Here is an 18,871-nt window from a genome sequence, read left to right as displayed (position 1 = left end):
CGATGCAGCCTCAACTAAAATCCAAGTTTAGCCTGTCCTCCGCGGTACTGATGCTATTGTTCGTTATACTGGCAGTGCTGATGTTATTTCCGCTGTATGCCTTGTTTCTGGCCTCACTTAAGCCGGCTACGGAATTGTTCCGTTACGGCCTCAACGTCCGGCTCGATTTCAATCTGATGAGTCTGGATAATTATCAGAGCATATTCTCGGGCATTGGTGCAGCCGGCAACTATTTTGGCTGGTATAAGAACAGTCTGCTGATCACCACGTTGTTTACTCTGCTTAGTCTGCTCTTTTCGTCGATGGTCGGATACGGTCTGGGGATGTACCGCTTCAAGGGCCGGAATCTGATCTTCACACTGGTCCTTGTCGTTATGATGATTCCCGTGGAGATTATTCTGCTGCCGCTCTATAAATTGATGACTTCCCTGAAGCTGATCAATACAATCTGGGGGGTGATCCTGCCCTTCATTGTCTCGCCGCTGCCGATCTTCTTCTTCCGCCAGTTCGCGCTTGGATTGCCCAAAGACTTCATGGATGCCGGCAGAATCGACGGATGCTCGGAATACGGGATATTCTTCAAAATTATGGTGCCGCTGATGGCCCCGGCTTTCGGAGCCATTACCATCCTGCAGGCGATGAACAGCTGGAACAACTTCCTGTGGCCGTTAATTGTGCTGCGGACAACAGAGCAATTCACATTGCCCATCGGCCTGGCTTCCTTCGTATCCCCGCTTGGCAATAATTATGAAGCCTTAATCGCAGGAGCCGTATTGGCTATTCTGCCTATATTAATCCTGTTCCTGTTCTTCCAGCGTTTCTTCATGGAGGGGTTAACGGTTGGCGGAGTCAAGGGGTAGCTGCGTACAGGAAAGTAAAATTTCTGTAACAGAGATGAGAGGAGCGTTCCATATAATGAATGAAATTACCACAGCCGCATCCGGCAAGGTTCAGATCCAAGATGTATTCTGGTCCGAATATATCCGTCTGGTCCGCGAAGTTATGGTTCCTTATCAGTGGGAAGCGCTGAATGACCGTATTGAGGGGGCTGTCCCCAGCCATGCGATCCGCAATTTCAAGATTGCTGCCGGACGGGAGGAGGGCGGGTTCAACGGAATGGTTTTTCAGGACAGCGATGTCGGCAAATGGCTCGAAGCGGTTGCTTATCTGCTGGAGACCCAGCGGGATTCCGCGCTTGAGGACATTGCCGATGAGGTGATTGAACTCCTGATTGCCGCTCAGCGGGCAGATGGTTATCTGAACACCTACTTTCTGCTGAAGGAACCGGGACAGGAGTGGAGCAATCTGGCAGAATGCCATGAATTATATTGCGCCGGACATCTGATTGAAGCGGCAACAGCCTACTACCGGGCCACGGGGAAAAGAAAGCTGCTGGATGCGGTCAGCCGCTATGCCGATTACATAGCTTCCGTATTCGGAACCGAACCCGGCAAGCTGCACGGGTATGACGGGCATCAGGAGATCGAGCTGGCACTCGTGAAATTATTCCATGCTACAGGGGAGAAGAAGTATCTGGAGCTGGGGCGTTATTTCCTGGAGCAGCGGGGGCAGCAGCCGTATTATTTCGAAGAGGAATGGGAGCGGCGCGGCCGTACCTTGCATTTCCCGGAACTCGACATGGTGCATGATCCCCTCTACAACCAATCCCATGTGCCGGTCAGGGAGCAGGCCACTGCAGAGGGACATGCGGTTCGCCTGGTGTATATGTGTACAGCGATGGCTGATATCGCACTGGAAACGAAGGATGCGGGTCTGCTTGCCGCCTGCCGGAAGCTGTGGGATAACATCGTGAATAGACGGATGTACATTACAGGCAGCATCGGGTCCATGGAACAAGGGGAATCCTTCACGGCCGATTATGATTTACCGCCTGATCTGGCTTATGCCGAGACCTGCGCTTCTGTAGGGCTGATCTTTTTTGCCCGGCGTATGCTGGCCCTGGATCATCACCGCAAATATGCGGATGTGCTGGAGAGAGCCCTCTACAATACCGTAATCAGCGGCATGTCGCTCGATGGAACCAAGTTCTTCTATGTGAATCCGCTGGAGGTTTATCCGGAGGTCCTGGGCAAGAACAAGAATTATAAGCACGTAAAAGCAGAGCGCCAAGGCTGGTTCACCTGCGCCTGCTGCCCGCCCAATGTCGCACGTCTGCTGGCTTCGCTTGGAGATTACATGTATTCTGCGCAAGGTGATACCTTATACGTGGAGCTCTATATCGGCGGGGAGCTGGAAACGGTGGTGAACGGGTTGCCGTTAAGGCTCGAACAGCATTCCAGTTACGGCACGGATGGCAAGGTCCGCTTTGTGGTCGATCCGGAGCAGGAGCGGGAATTCACGATCGCCCTGCGCATGCCGGAGTGGAGCAATGAGGCGATAGTATCCATAAAAGGCCAGGCCCGTACATACAGCGGCGGAAGTGCTGACGGGTATATTCATCTCAGCCGCAGCTGGGCGCCCGGCGATGCCATTGAGGTGTGCTTCGCAATGCCGGTGCGCCGGATGAAGGGACATCCGCATATCCGCCAGATTTTCTCCAAAGTCGCCCTGCAGCGCGGCCCGTTCGTCTATTGTCTGGAGGAGGCGGATAACGGAAAGCGGCTGTACCAGCTGCGGATGCCGGCCGGGCAAGCCTATACTCTGGCCGAAGAACCGGGATTTCCGGAGGGCATTCAGACTCTGAGCGTCCCGGGGATCAGGGCACAGCCGGAAGGGGAGTGGGCAGCGGAGGGATTGTACAGCAGCGGAGCCTCCTGGACCGGCCGGGAGGTGCAGCTGAAATTCATCCCTTACTTTGCCTGGGCTAACCGCGGAGTTGGTGAAATGTCCGTCTGGATTGAGGAGGAAGCCGGCAGATAAGTGGATATAATATTCCTGCTGCCGCAGAACAGAATTTAACCGGTGTAGCTTAATAGAGTAACCAGAGTAATCAGAGATGTCCTCGGAGCCGTTGCATGGCTGGCCGGGGCATCTCTTTTTGTGTATGGCACCCGTCACACTCCTGCGGTCCATCAGCGGCAGCACCTTTGCGGACTGGAGAGCCGTTATTTGACCAAATCAGGCCTTTTTGCAGGCTATGCGGACTCAGATGCACTTATCGGACCCGACTCCCCTCATTTTAAGCCCGAGCGAACAATATAACGGCTCCTGAGTCCGCAACAGGCAGAAAAACTGGTTTTTCCGCGAAATAAGGTCCCCTGAGTCCGCATAGCTCTGCGGGAGGACACTTTCGTTTGCACTCAGCCGGCTAATCTACTCCTCACACACATAAGCTTGTGGAATGAGCTCACATATACTTGTTTTCTGAAAATAATTATTTTAAATTTACAATTATGAATTTTTATAAGATAATTTAACGAAACGTATCGTTTCGTTTGTTTGTGTGCATTAGTTGCGATTCAGGGGGTGAAACAATTGAACACGGACATAAACATTCATGTGAAACACAAAGAAGCCCGCAGTAAACAGGGGATTCTGGAGGCGACGATTGAGATGCTCGCTGCAAACAGTTATTCCTCTTTAACCATTGAGGCGGTGGCGTCACAGGCCGGAGTAGGCAAATCAACCATTTACAGATGGTGGAACAATAAAGCGCGTCTTGTACTGGATGCGTTTCTCATGACCGCGGAATCCGAGTTTGATTTTGACGCCGATAAACCGATTCAGGATAACTTCAGGCAGCAGCTTGAAGCTTTGGCGCGTATTCTGAACAGCCCGATCGGGAAGTCCACCTTAACCATCGTTACGGAGAATGATGAGATTGCCAAAGACTTTTACACCCTATTCTTAATCATCAAGAGAAATACAGCCAAACAGGCGCTCCAGGCAGCCATCGATAAAGGTGAAGTGAAGTCGGCGGTTAACCTGGATGTCGTCCTGGATCTGCTCTATGGTCCCATTTACTTTCAGATTCTGATCTATAAAAAAATCCCGGATGAGGATTACATCAACGATCTGTTGATCCATGTGATGAATGGAATTGCTGCTGCTGCAAATTAAAAAAATCTTATTAAACCGGGGGAGCTTTATTTCATGAATCAGACGATAAGCAAGCAGAGCGGCAATCCAAGCTACTCTTTAATGACAGTCATTTTATTCTGGTGCGGATTGGTCATCTTAACCAGCATGTATATCACAATTCCTTTGGCTGATGTATTTACGCAGGCCTTTCAGATCAGCCCGGGTGAGGCAGCATGGATTGGGAGTTCGTTCTCACTTTGTTATGCTCTCGGTTGTCTGCTCTACGGGCCGTTCTCTGACAGATACGGACGTAAAATATTCCTGGCGGCAAGTATTATCGGGTTAACTTTAGTCACCGTTGCGATCGGATTTGTGGATAGCTTCTACGGGCTTATTGTTCTCAGAGGGGCCCAAGGGCTTATTGCCGCTGCATTTGCGCCGATTTCACTCGTGTATGCGGGGGAAATGTTCCCTCCCCATAAAAGACTCACAGCTCTCGGATTTATAAGCTCCGGACTGTTGATGGCAGGGATCGTAGGCCAGGTGTTTAGCGGGCTGGTTAACGAATATTGGGGCTGGCACGAAATTTTCTTTATTCTGGGAGTAGTGTACGGGATTACGGCAGTCATTGTCATTCGTTTTCTCCCGAAGGATGAATTGCACCGCCCGAAAGAAAATGTGCTGCTAAAGTTCAAACAGATGGCCGGGCTGCTCAAACAAACACAGCTGCTGCTGGCTTTTGCCATAACCTTCGTGCTGCTGTTATCCTTGGTCGGGATGTATACCGTATTAGGAAGTTACCTAAGCTCAGCCAAGTTTGGCCTCTCCGCACAGGCAATCCTTTCGATTCGTGCAGCGGGAATCGCGGGAATGCTGTTGTCACCTTTCTCGGGAAGAATTGCCCAAAGACTGGGGATGGCTGCTGTTCTGCGGGGCGGATTAGCTTTAGCTTCAGCAGGGCTGCTTGCCTTAGGCTTGAACCCGGGCCTGCCGGTTATCGTCCTGATGAGCGTTATGTTTGTGGCGGGGATTGCCCTGGTAACTCCCGTGGTCATATCAATCGTCAGCCAACTGGGCGGAAGTGCGCGCGGATCGGCAATTTCATTCAACGCCTTTATTCTATTCTTAGGCGCCAGCACGGGCCCTTTGTTAGCCCTGAAATTATTAAAGACGGAGAACTACCCGCTTTCCTTCGGGATCTTGGGGTCAATTATTTTCCTGGGATTCCTGGTTTCTCTTCTATTAAAACTGCCATCCAGAAGGCCTGTCACAAGTGAACAGGTGTCTGCTGTACCGGCAGAATAACAGTTACTGTGCGAAGGCATGCGATGATTCTATCGTATGCCTTTTTAAGTTGATATTCTTGAATTAGCCGCTATCCGTTGACAGTTTATAAAAAAGTAAGCTATTATCTATTTAAATGTCAGTAAGTACTGACAGTCATTAGTAAGAATAGAAACGAGGTGAATGAATGCAATGGACGACAATGTTCAATTAAAGAATACTATGCAGGCGAATCATGGCGCGCCATTAATGCGTATTCTTGTCTTTACACTGATCATCTCCGTGATGAATGGAACAATGTTCAATGTGGTTCTTCCGGTGATCAGCAGACAGTTTCAGCTTTCACCATCGCAGGTGAGCTGGATCGTGACCGGTTATCTGATCGTATACGCCATTGGCACAGTGACCTTCGGCAAATTGACGGACAAATACAGCTTGAAGAATCTGCTGACGTTCGGCCTGTTATTTTTGGCTGCCGGCTCCATAGTGGGGCTTCTGGCTACCGAGTATTGGATGATGATCGCCGCCCGAATTCTGCAGGCTGTTGGAGCATCGGTCATTCCTGCGCTGGCCATGATCATCCCCATTCGTTACTTTGCGCCTGAGAAACGCGGCCGGATGTTAGGCACTAACGTAATCGGGACTTCTCTTGGCGCGGCCTTGGGCCCGATTATTGCCGGCTTCGTGTCCACCGCCTGGAACTGGCAGGTGCTGTTTGTGATTCCCCTGCTGTCGCTGTTTACGCTGCCGTTTTACCGCAAATATCTGGATGACGAGAAAGGGAAAGACAGCACAATCGACTTCATCGGCGGAGTTCTTTTGGCAGGAACCATTGCTGCCTTATTGCTCGCGTTGACTAACGGAGGGAGGGGGTATGCTGTGACAGGAGTTGTTATGCTGATCCTGTTCATGGTGCGTATCCGTTATGCTGCTGATCCCTTCATCAAACCTGCTGTGTTCCGCAACAGACCGTTTACCTTCGGTTTAGCAATATACTTTGTAATGGCGGCTATAGGCTTCGGGACTCCGTTCACTACACCTCAGCTGCTATCCCAGGTGAACCAGCTCTCACCGGCCGTTACGGGGATCATTATGCTGCCGTCAGCCCTTGTAACTGCATTTATGGGACGCAAAGGGGGCAAGCTGGCGGATGAGAAAGGCAATCCGTATCTGCTATATACAGCGGCCAGCATTCTTATCTTTGGTTTCTTATGCTTGTCTTTCGTCGTGGGGATGTCACCGGTATTTATTTCGGTCTTCCTTATCTTCAGTGTTCTCGGTCAATCGTTGATGCAGATTGCTTTGACGAACACCGTTTCACGGACGCTGCCGAAGGAGCAGATCGGGATTGGGATGGGCCTCTTGTCCATGTTTAATTTCATTGCCGGGGCTGTCTCTGCCGCTGTCTTCGGGAAAATCCTTGATATGGGTACAACTGCTATTCATCTAAACCCGTTCCCGCACAATAGCACGGCTTTCGTGTACAGCAATATTTTCGTTGCGCTTGCGTTATTGGTTGCTGTAATAGTCTTGCTCTACTTCCTTCAATTCGGGCGCAGTGCTAAAATACAAAGCGGAGGTGGACTAAGTGAGCGTTGACAGCAGTATAAGCAACAGTGACAAATTGCTGCTCGCAGCAATCGATTTAATCGCAAGCAAGGGTTATAAAGGGGTAACTACCCTGGAAATAGCTGCCGCAGCCGGATTCAGTGAGAAAACATTGTTTCGCCACTTTGGAAGTAAACAGAACCTGCTCGAAGCTGCCTTTGACCGCTTTCATTATGCTGAAGAAATGACCAGGCTGTTTGAAGAGAAACTGATCTGGGATTTACAGACAGACTTGCTGCTGATCAGCCGGACCTACCATGAAATTATGAACCGCAACCGCAAAATGATTATGATCAGCGTGAAAGAAGCGGATAATTTACCGGGGTTCAGGGAAAGAACATTGAAGCATCCCAGACAATTTATAAGTATTTTGACGAATTATTTCACGGTGATGGCCGGCAAGGGGAAGCTGACCGATGTCAATCCGGAGATTCAGGCCTATTCCTTCATCTCGATGAATTACGGGGTTTTCGCCAACAATCTGGACATTGGCACAATCTCACTTGAGGCATTCATTAAGGAAAGTGTACAGACGTTTACCAGGGGGTTAATGCCTTAAGGTGGAGGTTTACCAGTTCACTTGAAGGAACAAACGGCGGGAATTATGGAAAAGGATCAGTTACATGAAACAGAAACATACAAAATTAATTCTTTTACGTTACAATATAAATAACCAGGGAAATATGGGAATATATATATAATTATGGAGGTGTATAATGTGGATTTTCATAGTTGTATTCACAGTGTTGGGGATTGTAGCTCTTATTAGCCCGCGAAGTTCATGGTATATGTCAAACTGGTGGAGGTTTGAAGGAGAGGTTGAACCAAGTGCTGGCTCTTTGATTTTTTATCGATTGGGAGGGTTTATCTTTCTTGTAATTGGTATTGTGCTGCTATCGAAAGTTCTCTAACGAAAGCCGATCGTATCCATTAGGAATACTTAAAAAACACGCTATTAAACCTCCACTAAAATGGAGGTAATTGGATTCAATTAAAGAGTGAAGATTCCCCCTCTTATAATTATAGCCGTACACGTGATGGTGTGATTTCTTGAAACAAGGAATTACGGTTATTTTATCGGGATTTCCTTCACTCTTTTCTTCTGCCGTAAAACACTATGTCCGAGGATAAGTTCTCCCCTAAACGCTCATGTCATCTCCCAATAGGGCGCTCGTCGCAGTGGATTGGAACCTCATTCAGTGAAATTATTCAAAACGGATATAAAAAAAGGCCCACTAGTAATTTCTAGTTGACCTAATACAAAGGGGGTTAATTTGGGATTTTCTAAGAGTGATTAGTTACCAACATCAACTGTATCATAAACCGTATAGCCCAAAGGTACATTTTTTACAAGGGCTGTCACGGAAGTTTGAGCTACAAATTTACCTTTAGTCGCATCAATATCCCATTGTCCACTAACGCTCGTTTGACCGGCTGCAGGCCATGCTGGTGAATGATATGCTTGAGTACTGTTCATATAGTCATACCATAACGAAACGCCATCAGAAGGCCAGTTGTAAGCGATATTATAACGTAGGTTACTCACTCTAAAGTATTGTTGCGTTGTATGTGTAGAGAAAACCCATCCTTCCGACATTCCGCTAGGTAGTAAGAAAGGAATGCTAGTCCCGCTTGCTAAAACATGAAGATCACTCGCTAGAAGACGAGAGTCGCTAAAAGACTTCTTTGCTGGCAATGTATGAATACTCTGTACGGATGATTCTAGAATTTCGCTGTTTTCGATTTGTGCTTGTTGTATTGTTTGTTCCAGTTCCGCTTGGCTCACACTTTTAGAAATAACAAAACCAAAACTTTCTTCAACTGTTTGATTAATTGGTGATATTTTTGTATTTGAAATTACACCTGTAACAGAACCATTAGATTCGAGAAGGTTAAAAGAAACACCATCTGCAGTTTCAGTTGTAGCATATTTCCTTCCATTTTCATCCTTCCCGAAGCTTACGGCATCAATATCGTATTCTTTACCGTTTAGCTCGAAGCTTACAGATAACTTTTCTTTCTCTTGGATGAGTGCAATCTTAGATAAGCTTCCAACCTCACTTAAATCAACTTTACTGTAGGCAACCCCTTCATAAACTGATTGTTCTGAAGCAGCAGATGCGTTTGGACCAAAAGATAAAATCGTTACCATTAAAACGCCAGAAACAAATGATTTTAACCTCATGAAAACTCCTCCTAATTTCTTATAATATATTAATGGAAAATAATTCATTTTACTTATATATTGAATCATATATTCCAATATATAGAAATGTTAATTAGTATATTTTAACAACCATTCAGAGGCAGAAGAATATCTGGGCGAAGAAATGAAATACAACTATGATAAAACGATTACGGCTGGCGCGACAATCAGATAACGCAGATCTTGCTTTGTTCGGGGCAATCAAGCTACTCAGTTAAAGGTTATAAGTGGATGACAGCACCGCGCATGTTAGCGGAAATGCTCCTAATGAACAGCTAGGCGTTAAATCTGCAGGAAACGTTGCGTTTTTTACAGGTGGGGAAGGAAAGAGCCGTGATTGGTGCCAGCATTAAACGAATATAACTAAAATTCTGCAACCCTTACTGAAATTTGCTGCCTTATGAATTCAAACATGATGAAATATAATTGAGATAACAGAAGCGGTTGGAAGAAAAGGGGCAGGAGATGGCCAGGGTTAGGAGCACAGCAGAGAAGCTTAAAAGGTGGCTTGCGGATCTATCCATTCAAATCAAGCTGATTGGGGCTTATATCGTGATTATTCTGGTTCCGGTTATTGTAATTTCCAACTATTTGTTTACCGGGTTCTATCAGAATACGATCAAAGACATCATCAAGGAGAACCGTTACCAGACCGATAATGAGAAACAAGAGATTATGAGCAAAATCGGAGTCATGGAGCAGTCAATCGGATTACTGGTTTCGGATCGGCAGCTGAGGGAGTATGTAACCGTTGAATCGGAGCCCGGGTTGAACGATATCAAGCGGTTTCAGGAATACTCCTTCACCTATTTACAAACCGTGTTGTTCAATAATTCGGATATCGCAAATATTCACTTTTTCGTGAACAATCCATGGATTAGTGAGCTCTGGCCGATCATTTATCATGAAGAAAGGATTAAGGACAAGCCATTTTATACTAAAATGATGAATCAAACTAGAAACGATCTATGGGAGATTCAACCTGAAGATGCAATATTACAGGACAGCAACGATGCTGTGAACCCAAGCTCAAGCTCTATAGTCTCCTTGATGGCGGGAGTTAATCAAATGAACAGCCAGAATCTTTTCCAGCATCTTGGAATCGTCAAAGTCGATATGCCCATCGGGAATTTCTTCAAAAAAGCTTATAACAACAGCAGTGACCGGGACTCCCGGTTCTACATACTTGATCAGCAGGGCAACCTGCATGCCAACAGCACAGACCCGCTACCGGGATTGGATGAAGCTGATATTCAGCAGGCCGTCGCCAACTACAAGCAAGCAGGCAAGTCATCATTGCTGCTCTCCCACAAAGGGGAGGATTTCCTATACCTCGTGGAACATATCGATAAAATCAATGCAGAGCTTATCAATGTGATTTCATTACACACTACATATTCCAAGATAGATCAAACCCGAAACACCGTTATTGTGGTCATTCTAATCCTGCTGATGCTTCTGGCAATTACAACCTTCTTCATGCAGTCCATCATACTGAACAAACTGAATATTCTGCGGGACTCCATGAAACAAGTGCGCGGCGGTGACTTTGGCGTAGATATTGATGTCAAAGGCGGCGATGAGATCGGAGAGCTGGCCCACCATTTCCGGCAGATGCTGAATACGATCAATGGAATGATCGCTGATGCGGTGAAGCGCAGCGCAGCCACGAAAGAAGCCGAGCTCCAGGCGTTGCACAATCAGATTGATGCCCATTTTTTATACAACACCTTGGAAAATTTGAAGATGCTTGCAGAGGTTGAGGGGCAATATACCGTATCGGATGCGCTCACTTCCCTGGGCAGTATGATGCGTTACAATCTCAGATGGACAGGTGACCGGGTGCAGCTGAGAGATGAAATGGGGCATATTCAGCATTACATAGCTATTATGAGCATCCGTTATGATGAGAAGCTGAAACTGGAGATTGAGGTGGAGGACAGATTTTGGGATCACGAAATATTGAAGATGTCGCTGCAGCCTATTGTGGAGAATGCCTTGAAGCACGGGGTTTATTCCGCTCTGATGAAAAGTGACGGCCTGATTGTGGCTATCCATACTTTTGAAGACGGGGGTTACTTCTATATTGAGGTGACTGACAACGGTATCGGAATTGCAGAGGATAAGCTGCAGGAGCTGAATCGTAAGCTGATTATGAGTGAAGAGGAATTCAATGCATTGCCCCGGGAGACGGCGGAAACAACGGAGCTGAATAAGGGCAGCGGCATCGGGCTGCGAAATGTGAATCAGCGGATTCAGATGGTGTACGGTAATGAACATGGACTCAGGATAGAGAGCAAGCGGGGAAGCTATACCCAAGTGACCGTTAAGCTGCCTTTATTAACATCAGGTAGAGGAGGAACGCAGATTATATGAGAAAGCTCCTGATTGTGGATGATGAAAAGAATATCCGCCGCGGTCTTCAGGCCATGATTGAGCGGGAATATAAAGATGTCTATAAAATTCACTTGGCTTGCGATGCTTTTGAGGCGCTGGACATACTGAAAGCTGTGAATATAGACCTTCTGATTACAGATATTCGTATGCCGGAGATGGATGGGATCGGATTAATCAAGTCGGTACAAGACTTCCATCTGAAGCCTGTAATAGTAATTGTCAGCGGGTATGATGATTTCTCTTATGCCAAAGCGGCTATCCGCTATGAAGTGAAGGAATATCTGCTCAAACCGGTGATCCGCGAGGAATTGGCTGCTGCGATCAAGCGGGCTGAAGAGGAGCTTGGACGAAGAGAGGAATTGATAGATGCACTGTCCGCATCCTCTGAGCAGCGGGAGGAGTACATGGAGAGCCAGCTGAATTTCTACGCAGGCCATCCATCAGCGGAGCCGGAAGAGGTTAGAGAACGGCTCGCCCAGCTGGAGCTGGATTGGATGGATCACGGTTTTCATGCAGTGATGATTAAATATGCCGGGGATTTGCAGGCACTAGGGACGATGACCTTTAAGGCGCAGATACATGCGTTAATAGAACAGCTTCAGCCTTTATTTCATTTTCGCTTTGTGCGGTTTTTTGACCGGAATTCGCAGGCTGTTATTCTGACGGAGGGAGCGCTTGCTGCACGGACTGTAACAAGGCAGCTGATGCAGGCAGATTCTCACCTCAACATCGCCGTAAGCGGGCTGAATTATGGGATGGAGAAGCTGTACTCTGCTTATGAGGAGGCGGCTGTTTCTTTGAAGCATACTTTCATGCTGCCCGCACCCGGTATCGTAACATTCGAAGAGGTTTGCCTTAAGGATAACGGCTATCAGGTGCCGGCAGATAAAATCAAAAGGGTTGCGAATATGCTGGGTTCAGGGCGGGAGAAGGAGATGCTGGGACTGCTGCGTGAAATATTGGACGCTGCGGATATCAGCCCGAAGAATATCGGGTATCTTGAGGAAATCAGCAGAGCCTTGAACGATATTGTATTTGATCAAACCATTCAATCGTATGGTAAAGAAGAATCAACGGAAAGACTGCAACGGTACAACAAGGTTAGCGATTTATATCAGTTCAGCTGTTTCCAAGACTATTACCGTGAAGTAGAGAGCTTGTTCCTGCTGCTAGATGGCAACCTCCAAACCTTGAAATCTGTACAGATCGATAATAAAGAAATGAAGCAGGCGATCCAGTACATTCACGAGAACTATGCGCAGAATATTAATATGACCATTATTTCTAATCTAGTGTCCTTTAACTATTCTTATTTCAGCCAGGCCTTCCGGGATTATACGGGAGAGAATTTTGTGAACTATTTGAAGAAAGTCCGGATCGGTAAGGCGAAGCAGCTGCTCCAAGCAACGGATGATATGATTTACGAGATCGCCAAGAAATCCGGGTTTGAGAACACCAAGAACTTCAACCGCGTATTTAAAGAAAGTGAAGGTGTGAGTCCGGTAGAATACCGTAATCAGCAAAAAGTATTGTCTGCGTCAATAGATCAATAACCTGAAGTGTTTACCATCCCTTACTCTTTCATTTCAATGGTTATCTCTTATATTTATGGAAGATTAATCCGATAAAGAAGGAATCTGCATAACAATAATGGATATATATTGACAAGGAAGCAGGGATGATATTGTCTTCCACGAAGCTTATATTTAACGAGGATGAAGTCCAGCGCCTGCAGACCAGAATAGGCCAGGTAAGCCAGGACACCAACCGGCTGTATTTGCAGCTGAAGGGCCAGTCCAGCGGCTGGGACGGGATTCCCCTGGGAGACCGCCTGGTGAAGGCCCAGGTCCTGATCAATGAATTAACCGTAGAAGCCGAGAAATTGGAGGATATCATCCGGGTAGCCCTGAAGGGGGTCACAGGACTGCAAGAGGAGAATAAACGGCAGGCCGACAAGCTTACGCAGCAGTTTAGTCTTCTCGCATCAAGCTTCTTTTGCTTGGCGGCGCTTTTTGCAGACCTTAAGTCTTCAAATTGTGCAGGGCTTCGAATCGCTTATTTCTTCTACACGTGTGCGGGTGTTCATCATCGACGATTCGGTGCTCAGCCGAAACCGGAGCAAAAAGGCAGAGCTCTTGGCACGAGTCTTTGACCATTCCACTGGTAAATTTATCAAAGGGTACACCATGCTAACGCTCGGTTGGTCGGACGGTTTTAGCTTCGCTCCGCTTGACTTTGTCATGCTGTCTTCAGCTAAACTGGCTAATCGCCTATGCGAAATGACTTCGAATCTTTCCAAACGCAGCAATGGATACAAACGGCGGATGGAGGCCTTTTCCCGGAAACCGGATGCGGTTGTGGCCTTGCTGGATCGAGCGCTACGTGCAGGATTCACCGCCGACTACGTCCTTATGGACAGCTGGTTTACGCAAGCTCCATTGCTTCGCGAGCTCACTGCCAAAGGTCTTCACGTGATTGGCATGGTGAAAGAAATGAAACAACGCTATCTGGTTCAAGGCAAGCGAATGACGCTGCGCGAAGTGTTTCAAAGTCTTCCCCCCTCGACTGCCAAGGACATTAAAGGCTCCGTCATCGTCCAAACGACCTGCGGTCTGTCCGTGAAGCTTGTGTTTGTCCGCAACCGGAATAAAAAACGGGAGTGGCTGGCGATTTTGAGTACAGATCTCACGCTGGATGCAGCTGAAATCGTACGAATCTATGGCATGCGCTGGAGTATTGAGACCTTTTTCAAAGTCACTAAAAGCTATTTGAAACTGGGGACGGAGTTCCAGGGACGCTCTTTTGACCAACTGATTAGCCATACCACGATTGTATTCACCCGTTATTTGGCGATGGAATACGAACGGCGTCAATCGAGTGATAACCGGACACTCGGAGGACTCTTTTTTCTCTTTGCCGATGAAGTCCGTGATCTGGATTACCAGACCGCACTTCAGCAACTCATGAATTTATTTCTCGAAATGTCAGAGGCCAAAACCAAGAAGAACAGAACAGCAGTTTTTTGTCAACTCCAGGATTGGATCTCTAGTTTACCCAGCTATATCAAGGGTTTGTTTGGAGATTTAGGCTGCGAAAGTTGAGTAAATTACATAGGAAATATTGCTGTGCGGACAAAAGCGGGAGGGTGACATGGCGTCAACGAAGCTTATATTTAACGAGAATGAAGTCCAGCGCCTGCAGACCAGAATAGGCCAGGTAAGCCAGGACACTAACCGGCTGTATTTGCAGCTGAAGGGTCAGTCCAGCGGCTGAGACGGGATTCCCCTGGGAGACCACCTCGTGAAGGCGCAGGTCATGATCAATGAATTAACCGTTGAAGCGGAGAAATTGGAGGATATTATCCGGACCGCCCTGAAGGGGGTCACAGGACTGCAAGAGGAGAATAAACGGCAGGCCGACATGCTTACGCAGCAGTTTAGTCTTCTCGCGGGTGCATTCGGAAGCTTTGGGACGTCAAATGCCGCTGGCCGGTTTTCCATTCCAGCCTTTGTGCAAAAGAGTGTATCGCATCTGATCACTTCTGTTACCGTCCTGCTGGGAAAGGATGAGTTGAATAACGATCCGGCAGTGCAGAAGCTGCGGAATAACCTCCAAACCTCCGGGCTTTTGACCGTAGAGAGTATTGCGGCCCTAAGCAAGCTGAAGGATATCTTCGCGGCGCGGGATGGGATCGCGAAGGCGCAGATGGCCTTCAAGGTCTATGAAGCGTTCGGGAACAAGACGCAGATGGAGGCTGTCCACGCGCAGGCCGAGGAAGCACGCCGGAAGCTGGCTTCGCTGGGGGTAGGCAAGGTCCAATATGAAGCAGGGAAGGATCTAAGCGGCTATTTCAAGCATCAAAAGGGTTGCGAATATGCTGGGTTCAGGGCGGGAGAAGGAGATGCTGGGACTGCTGCGTGAAATATTGGACGCTGCGGATATCAGCCCGAAGAATATCGGGTATCTTGAGGAAATCAGCAGAGCCTTGAACGATATTGTATTTGATCAAACCATTCAATCGTATGGTAAAGAAGAATCAACGGAAAGACTGCAACGGTACAACAAGGTTAGCGATTTATATCAGTTCAGCTGTTTCCAAGACTATTACCGTGAAGTAGAGAGCTTGTTCCTGCTGCTAGATGGCAACCTCCAAACCTTGAAATCTGTACAGATCGATAATAAAGAAATGAAGCAGGCGATCCAGTACATTCACGAGAACTATGCGCAGAATATTAATATGACCATTATTTCTAATCTAGTGTCCTTTAACTATTCTTATTTCAGCCAGGCCTTCCGGGATTATACGGGAGAGAATTTTGTGAACTATTTGAAGAAAGTCCGGATCGGTAAGGCGAAGCAGCTGCTCCAAGCAACGGATGATATGATTTACGAGATCGCCAAGAAATCCGGGTTTGAGAACACCAAGAACTTCAACCGCGTATTTAAAGAAAGTGAAGGTGTGAGTCCGGTAGAATACCGTAATCAGCAAAAAGTATTGTCTGCGTCAATAGATCAATAACCTGAAGTGTTTACCATCCCTTACTCTTTCATTTCAATGGTTATCTCTTATATTTATGGAAGATTAATCCGATAAAGAAGGAATCTGCATAACAATAATGGATATATATTGACAAGGAAGCAGGGATGATATTGTCTTCCACGAAGCTTATATTTAACGAGGATGAAGTCCAGCGCCTGCAGACCAGAATAGGCCAGGTAAGCCAGGACACCAACCGGCTGTATTTGCAGCTGAAGGGCCAGTCCAGCGGCTGGGACGGGATTCCCCTGGGAGACCGCCTGGTGAAGGCCCAGGTCCTGATCAATGAATTAACCGTAGAAGCCGAGAAATTGGAGGATATCATCCGGGTAGCCCTGAAGGGGGTCACAGGACTGCAAGAGGAGAATAAACGGCAGGCCGACAAGCTTACGCAGCAGTTTAGTCTTCTCGCGGGTGCATTCGGAAGCTTTGGGACGTCAAATACCGCTGGCCGGGTTTCCATTCCAGCCTTTGTGCAGAGGAGTGTATCGCATCTGATCACTTCTTACGAGATCGCCAAGAAATCCGGGTTTGAGAACACCAAGAACTTCAACCGCGTATTTAAAGAAAGTGAAGGTGTGAGTCCGGTAGAATACCGTAATCAGCAAAAAGTATTGTCTGCGTCAATAGATCAATAACCTGAAGTGTTTACCATCCCTTACTCTTTCATTTCAATGGTTATCTCTTATATTTATGGAAGATTAATCCGATAAAGAAGGAATCTGCATAACAATAATGGATATATATTGACAAGGAAGCAGGGATGATATTGTCTTCCACGAAGCTTATATTTAACGAGGATGAAGTCCAGCGCCTGCAGACCAGAATAGGCCAGGTAAGCCAGGACACCAACCGGCTGTATTTGCAGCTGAAGGGCCAGTCCAGCGGCTGGGACGGGATTCCCCTGGGAGACCGCCTGGTGAAGGCCCAGGTCCTGATCAATGAATTAACCGTAGAAGCCGAGAAATTGGAGGATATCATCCGGGTAGCCCTGAAGGGGGTCACAGGACTGCAAGAGGAGAATAAACGGCAGGCCGACATGCTTACGCAGCAGTTTAGTCTTCTCGCGGGTGCATTCGGAAGCTTTGGGACGTCAAATGCCGCTGGCCGGTTTTCCATTCCAGCCTTTGTGCAAAAGAGTGTATCGCATCTGATCACTTCTGTTACCGTCCTGCTGGGAAAGGATGAGTTGAATAACGATCCGGCAGTGCAGAAGCTGCGGAATAACCTCCAAACCTCCGGGCTTTTGACCGTAGAGAGTATTGCGGCCCTAAGCAAGCTGAAGGATATCTTCGCGGCGCGGGATGGGATCGCGAAGGCGCAGATGGCCTTCAAGGTCTATGAAGCGTTCGGGAACAAGACGCAGATGGAGGCTGTCCACGCGCAGGCCGAGGAAGCACGCCGGAAGCTGGCTTCGCTGGGGGTAGGCAAGGTCCAATATGAAGCAGGGAAGGATCTAAGCGGCTATTTCAAGCAAAGAAAGTCCGGATCGGTAAGGCGAAGCAGCTGCTCCAAGCAACGGATGATATGATTTACGAGATCGCCAAGAAATCCGGGTTTGAGAACACCAAGAACTTCAACCGCGTATTTAAAGAAAGTGAAGGTGTGAGTCCGGTAGAATACCGTAATCAGCAAAAAGTATTGTCTGCGTCAATAGATCAATAACCTGAAGTGTTTACCATCCCTTACTCTTTCATTTCAATGGTTATCTCTTATATTTATGGAAGATTAATCCGATAAAGAAGGAATCTGCATAACAATAATGGATATATATTGACAAGGAAGCAGGGATGATATTGTCTTCCACGAAGCTTATATTTAACGAGGATGAAGTCCAGCGCCTGCAGACCAGAATAGGCCAGGTAAGCCAGGACACCAACCGGCTGTATTTGCAGCTGAAGGGCCAGTCCAGCGGCTGGGACGGGATTCCCCTGGGAGACCGCCTGGTGAAGGCCCAGGTCCTGATCAATGAATTAACCGTAGAAGCCGAGAAATTGGAGGATATCATCCGGGTAGCCCTGAAGGGGGTCACAGGACTGCAAGAGGAGAATAAACGGCAGGCCGACAAGCTTACGCAGCAGTTTAGTCTTCTCGCTGGTGCATTCGGAAGCTTTGGGACGTCAAATACCGCTGGCCGGGTTTCCATTCCAGCCTTTGTGCAGAGGAGTGTATCGCATCTGATCACTTCGGTTACCGTCCTGCTGGGAAAGGATGAGCTGAATAACGATCCGGCAGTGCAGAAGCTGCGGAATATCATCCAAACGTCCGGGCTTTTGACCGTAGAGAGTATTGCGGCGCTAAGCAAGCTGAAGGATATCTTCGCGGCGCGGGATGGGATCGCGAAGGCGCAGATGGCCTTCAAGGTCTACGAAGCGTTCGGGAACAAGACGCAGATGGAAGCCGTCCACTCGGAGGCTGAGGAAGCACGCCGGAAGCTGGCGTCCCTGGGTGTAGCCAAGGTTCAATATGAAGCAGGGAAGGATCTAAGCGGCTATTTCAAGCAGGCAGGTGTTAAGGCCTGTGATTATGATCCGTCGATCACGGCGGAGAGTGTACCGCTCATACATAACGAAGAATATCTCCTGCTGCTGCGGCTGGCGATGGAGAAGAGTGCCGCTGGAGCCTATGCGCGAAGCCAGTTGGAAGTGAAGCGGGAGGAGATCAGGATCGCTGAGGCTGTGAGGCAGGTCCAGGAGCAGATCGAAGCTGCAAGACGGCTGAACGGTCCGCCGCTGGAACTGCCGGATGGCACTCCGATTAACGCCAGCAACAAAAAAAATGAGACAACCTTTAAGTATTATATGGAGCGGATTTCTGATCCCAAAGTAACCAATCAGGTGCTGGCCTATGAAATGTGG

The 18,871-nt window shown here is 47.8% G+C and carries 16 protein-coding genes and 2 pseudogenes; 17 read left to right on the top strand and 1 reads right to left on the bottom strand.

The features are described from left to right. Positions 1 to 2 precede the first annotated feature (2 nt). The 7 genes from QW71_RS26585 (at position 3) to QW71_RS42295 (ending at position 7,784) form a co-directional block, all read left to right on the top strand. Positions 3 to 860, top strand: a complete 858-nt coding sequence (locus QW71_RS26585; RefSeq protein ID WP_039306427.1) for a carbohydrate ABC transporter permease — start codon at positions 3 to 5, stop codon at positions 858 to 860. Positions 861 to 915: 55 nt separating this feature from the next. Further along, the gene (locus QW71_RS26580; RefSeq protein ID WP_039306424.1) at positions 916 to 2,880 is read left to right on the top strand and encodes a glycoside hydrolase family 127 protein; all 1,965 of its coding nucleotides are present in this window, start codon (positions 916 to 918) and stop codon (positions 2,878 to 2,880) included. Between the two features lie 555 nt (positions 2,881 to 3,435). Next, positions 3,436 to 4,020: a TetR/AcrR family transcriptional regulator gene (locus tag QW71_RS26575; RefSeq protein WP_052770264.1), complete on the top strand. Its 585-nt coding sequence runs from the start codon at positions 3,436 to 3,438 to the stop codon at positions 4,018 to 4,020. A gap of 33 nt (positions 4,021 to 4,053) precedes the next feature. Then, complete coding sequence (locus tag QW71_RS26570) at positions 4,054 to 5,286, top strand: MFS transporter (protein ID WP_047013989.1); 1,233 nt, start codon at positions 4,054 to 4,056, stop codon at positions 5,284 to 5,286. Positions 5,287 to 5,457: 171 nt separating this feature from the next. Continuing rightward, complete coding sequence (locus tag QW71_RS26565) at positions 5,458 to 6,864, top strand: MFS transporter (protein WP_235441560.1); 1,407 nt, start codon at positions 5,458 to 5,460, stop codon at positions 6,862 to 6,864. Next, on the top strand, positions 6,854 to 7,432 hold the full coding sequence (locus QW71_RS26560) for a TetR/AcrR family transcriptional regulator (RefSeq protein ID WP_039306421.1): 579 nt from the start codon (positions 6,854 to 6,856) through the stop codon (positions 7,430 to 7,432). Before QW71_RS26565 ends, QW71_RS26560 begins: the two co-directional genes overlap by 11 nt. A gap of 157 nt (positions 7,433 to 7,589) precedes the next feature. Continuing rightward, positions 7,590 to 7,784 (top strand): DUF6199 family natural product biosynthesis protein, encoded by a 195-nt coding sequence (locus QW71_RS42295; protein WP_039306418.1) that lies wholly within the window; start codon positions 7,590 to 7,592, stop codon positions 7,782 to 7,784. A gap of 383 nt (positions 7,785 to 8,167) precedes the next feature. On the opposite strand, the gene QW71_RS26550 is transcribed toward QW71_RS42295, so the two are convergent. After that, positions 8,168 to 9,058, bottom strand: coding sequence for a hypothetical protein (locus tag QW71_RS26550; RefSeq protein ID WP_039306414.1), 891 nt, complete (start codon positions 9,056 to 9,058; stop codon positions 8,168 to 8,170). A gap of 486 nt (positions 9,059 to 9,544) precedes the next feature. Between QW71_RS26550 and QW71_RS26545 the strand changes: the two genes are divergently transcribed. The 10 genes and pseudogenes from QW71_RS26545 to QW71_RS26510 all read left to right on the top strand — a co-directional run. After that, positions 9,545 to 11,455, top strand: a complete 1,911-nt coding sequence (locus QW71_RS26545; protein WP_039306411.1) for a histidine kinase — start codon at positions 9,545 to 9,547, stop codon at positions 11,453 to 11,455. Beyond that, positions 11,452 to 13,029 carry a response regulator gene (locus tag QW71_RS26540; RefSeq protein WP_039306409.1) on the top strand — a complete coding sequence of 526 codons (1,578 nt, stop codon included), beginning with the start codon at positions 11,452 to 11,454 and terminating at the stop codon, positions 13,027 to 13,029. Before QW71_RS26545 ends, QW71_RS26540 begins: the two co-directional genes overlap by 4 nt. 444 nt (positions 13,030 to 13,473) lie before the next feature. Beyond that, positions 13,474 to 14,577: pseudogene (locus tag QW71_RS26535) on the top strand (transposase); the annotation flags it as partial. Positions 14,578 to 14,626: 49 nt separating this feature from the next. Further along, positions 14,627 to 14,749, top strand: coding sequence for a hypothetical protein (locus tag QW71_RS41875; protein WP_268794634.1), 123 nt, complete (start codon positions 14,627 to 14,629; stop codon positions 14,747 to 14,749). A gap of 27 nt (positions 14,750 to 14,776) precedes the next feature. After that, positions 14,777 to 15,397, top strand: coding sequence for a hypothetical protein (locus QW71_RS26530; RefSeq protein WP_039306407.1), 621 nt, complete (start codon positions 14,777 to 14,779; stop codon positions 15,395 to 15,397). Beyond that, the gene (locus tag QW71_RS26525; protein WP_083442737.1) at positions 15,351 to 15,995 is read left to right on the top strand and encodes an AraC family transcriptional regulator; all 645 of its coding nucleotides are present in this window, start codon (positions 15,351 to 15,353) and stop codon (positions 15,993 to 15,995) included. Before QW71_RS26530 ends, QW71_RS26525 begins: the two co-directional genes overlap by 47 nt. A 125-nt stretch (positions 15,996 to 16,120) precedes the next feature. Next, positions 16,121 to 16,651 (top strand): helix-turn-helix domain-containing protein, encoded by a 531-nt coding sequence (locus tag QW71_RS26520; RefSeq protein ID WP_039306404.1) that lies wholly within the window; start codon positions 16,121 to 16,123, stop codon positions 16,649 to 16,651. A 125-nt stretch (positions 16,652 to 16,776) separates the two neighbouring features. Next, positions 16,777 to 17,544, top strand: coding sequence for a hypothetical protein (locus tag QW71_RS26515; RefSeq protein WP_039306402.1), 768 nt, complete (start codon positions 16,777 to 16,779; stop codon positions 17,542 to 17,544). Further along, positions 17,541 to 17,678, top strand: coding sequence for a helix-turn-helix domain-containing protein (locus tag QW71_RS39295; protein ID WP_235441559.1), 138 nt, complete (start codon positions 17,541 to 17,543; stop codon positions 17,676 to 17,678). The genes QW71_RS26515 and QW71_RS39295 overlap by 4 nt, the downstream gene beginning before the upstream one ends. A gap of 125 nt (positions 17,679 to 17,803) precedes the next feature. After that, positions 17,804 to 18,871: pseudogene (locus tag QW71_RS26510) on the top strand (hypothetical protein); the annotation flags it as partial.

Origin of the sequence: Paenibacillus sp. IHB B 3415 (assembly GCF_000802655.2) — a bacterium.
Classification (GTDB): domain Bacteria; phylum Bacillota; class Bacilli; order Paenibacillales; family Paenibacillaceae; genus Paenibacillus_AQ; species Paenibacillus_AQ phytohabitans.
The sequence above is the reverse complement of the archived record's forward strand: the minus strand, read 5'-3'. Positions and strand labels throughout refer to the sequence as shown.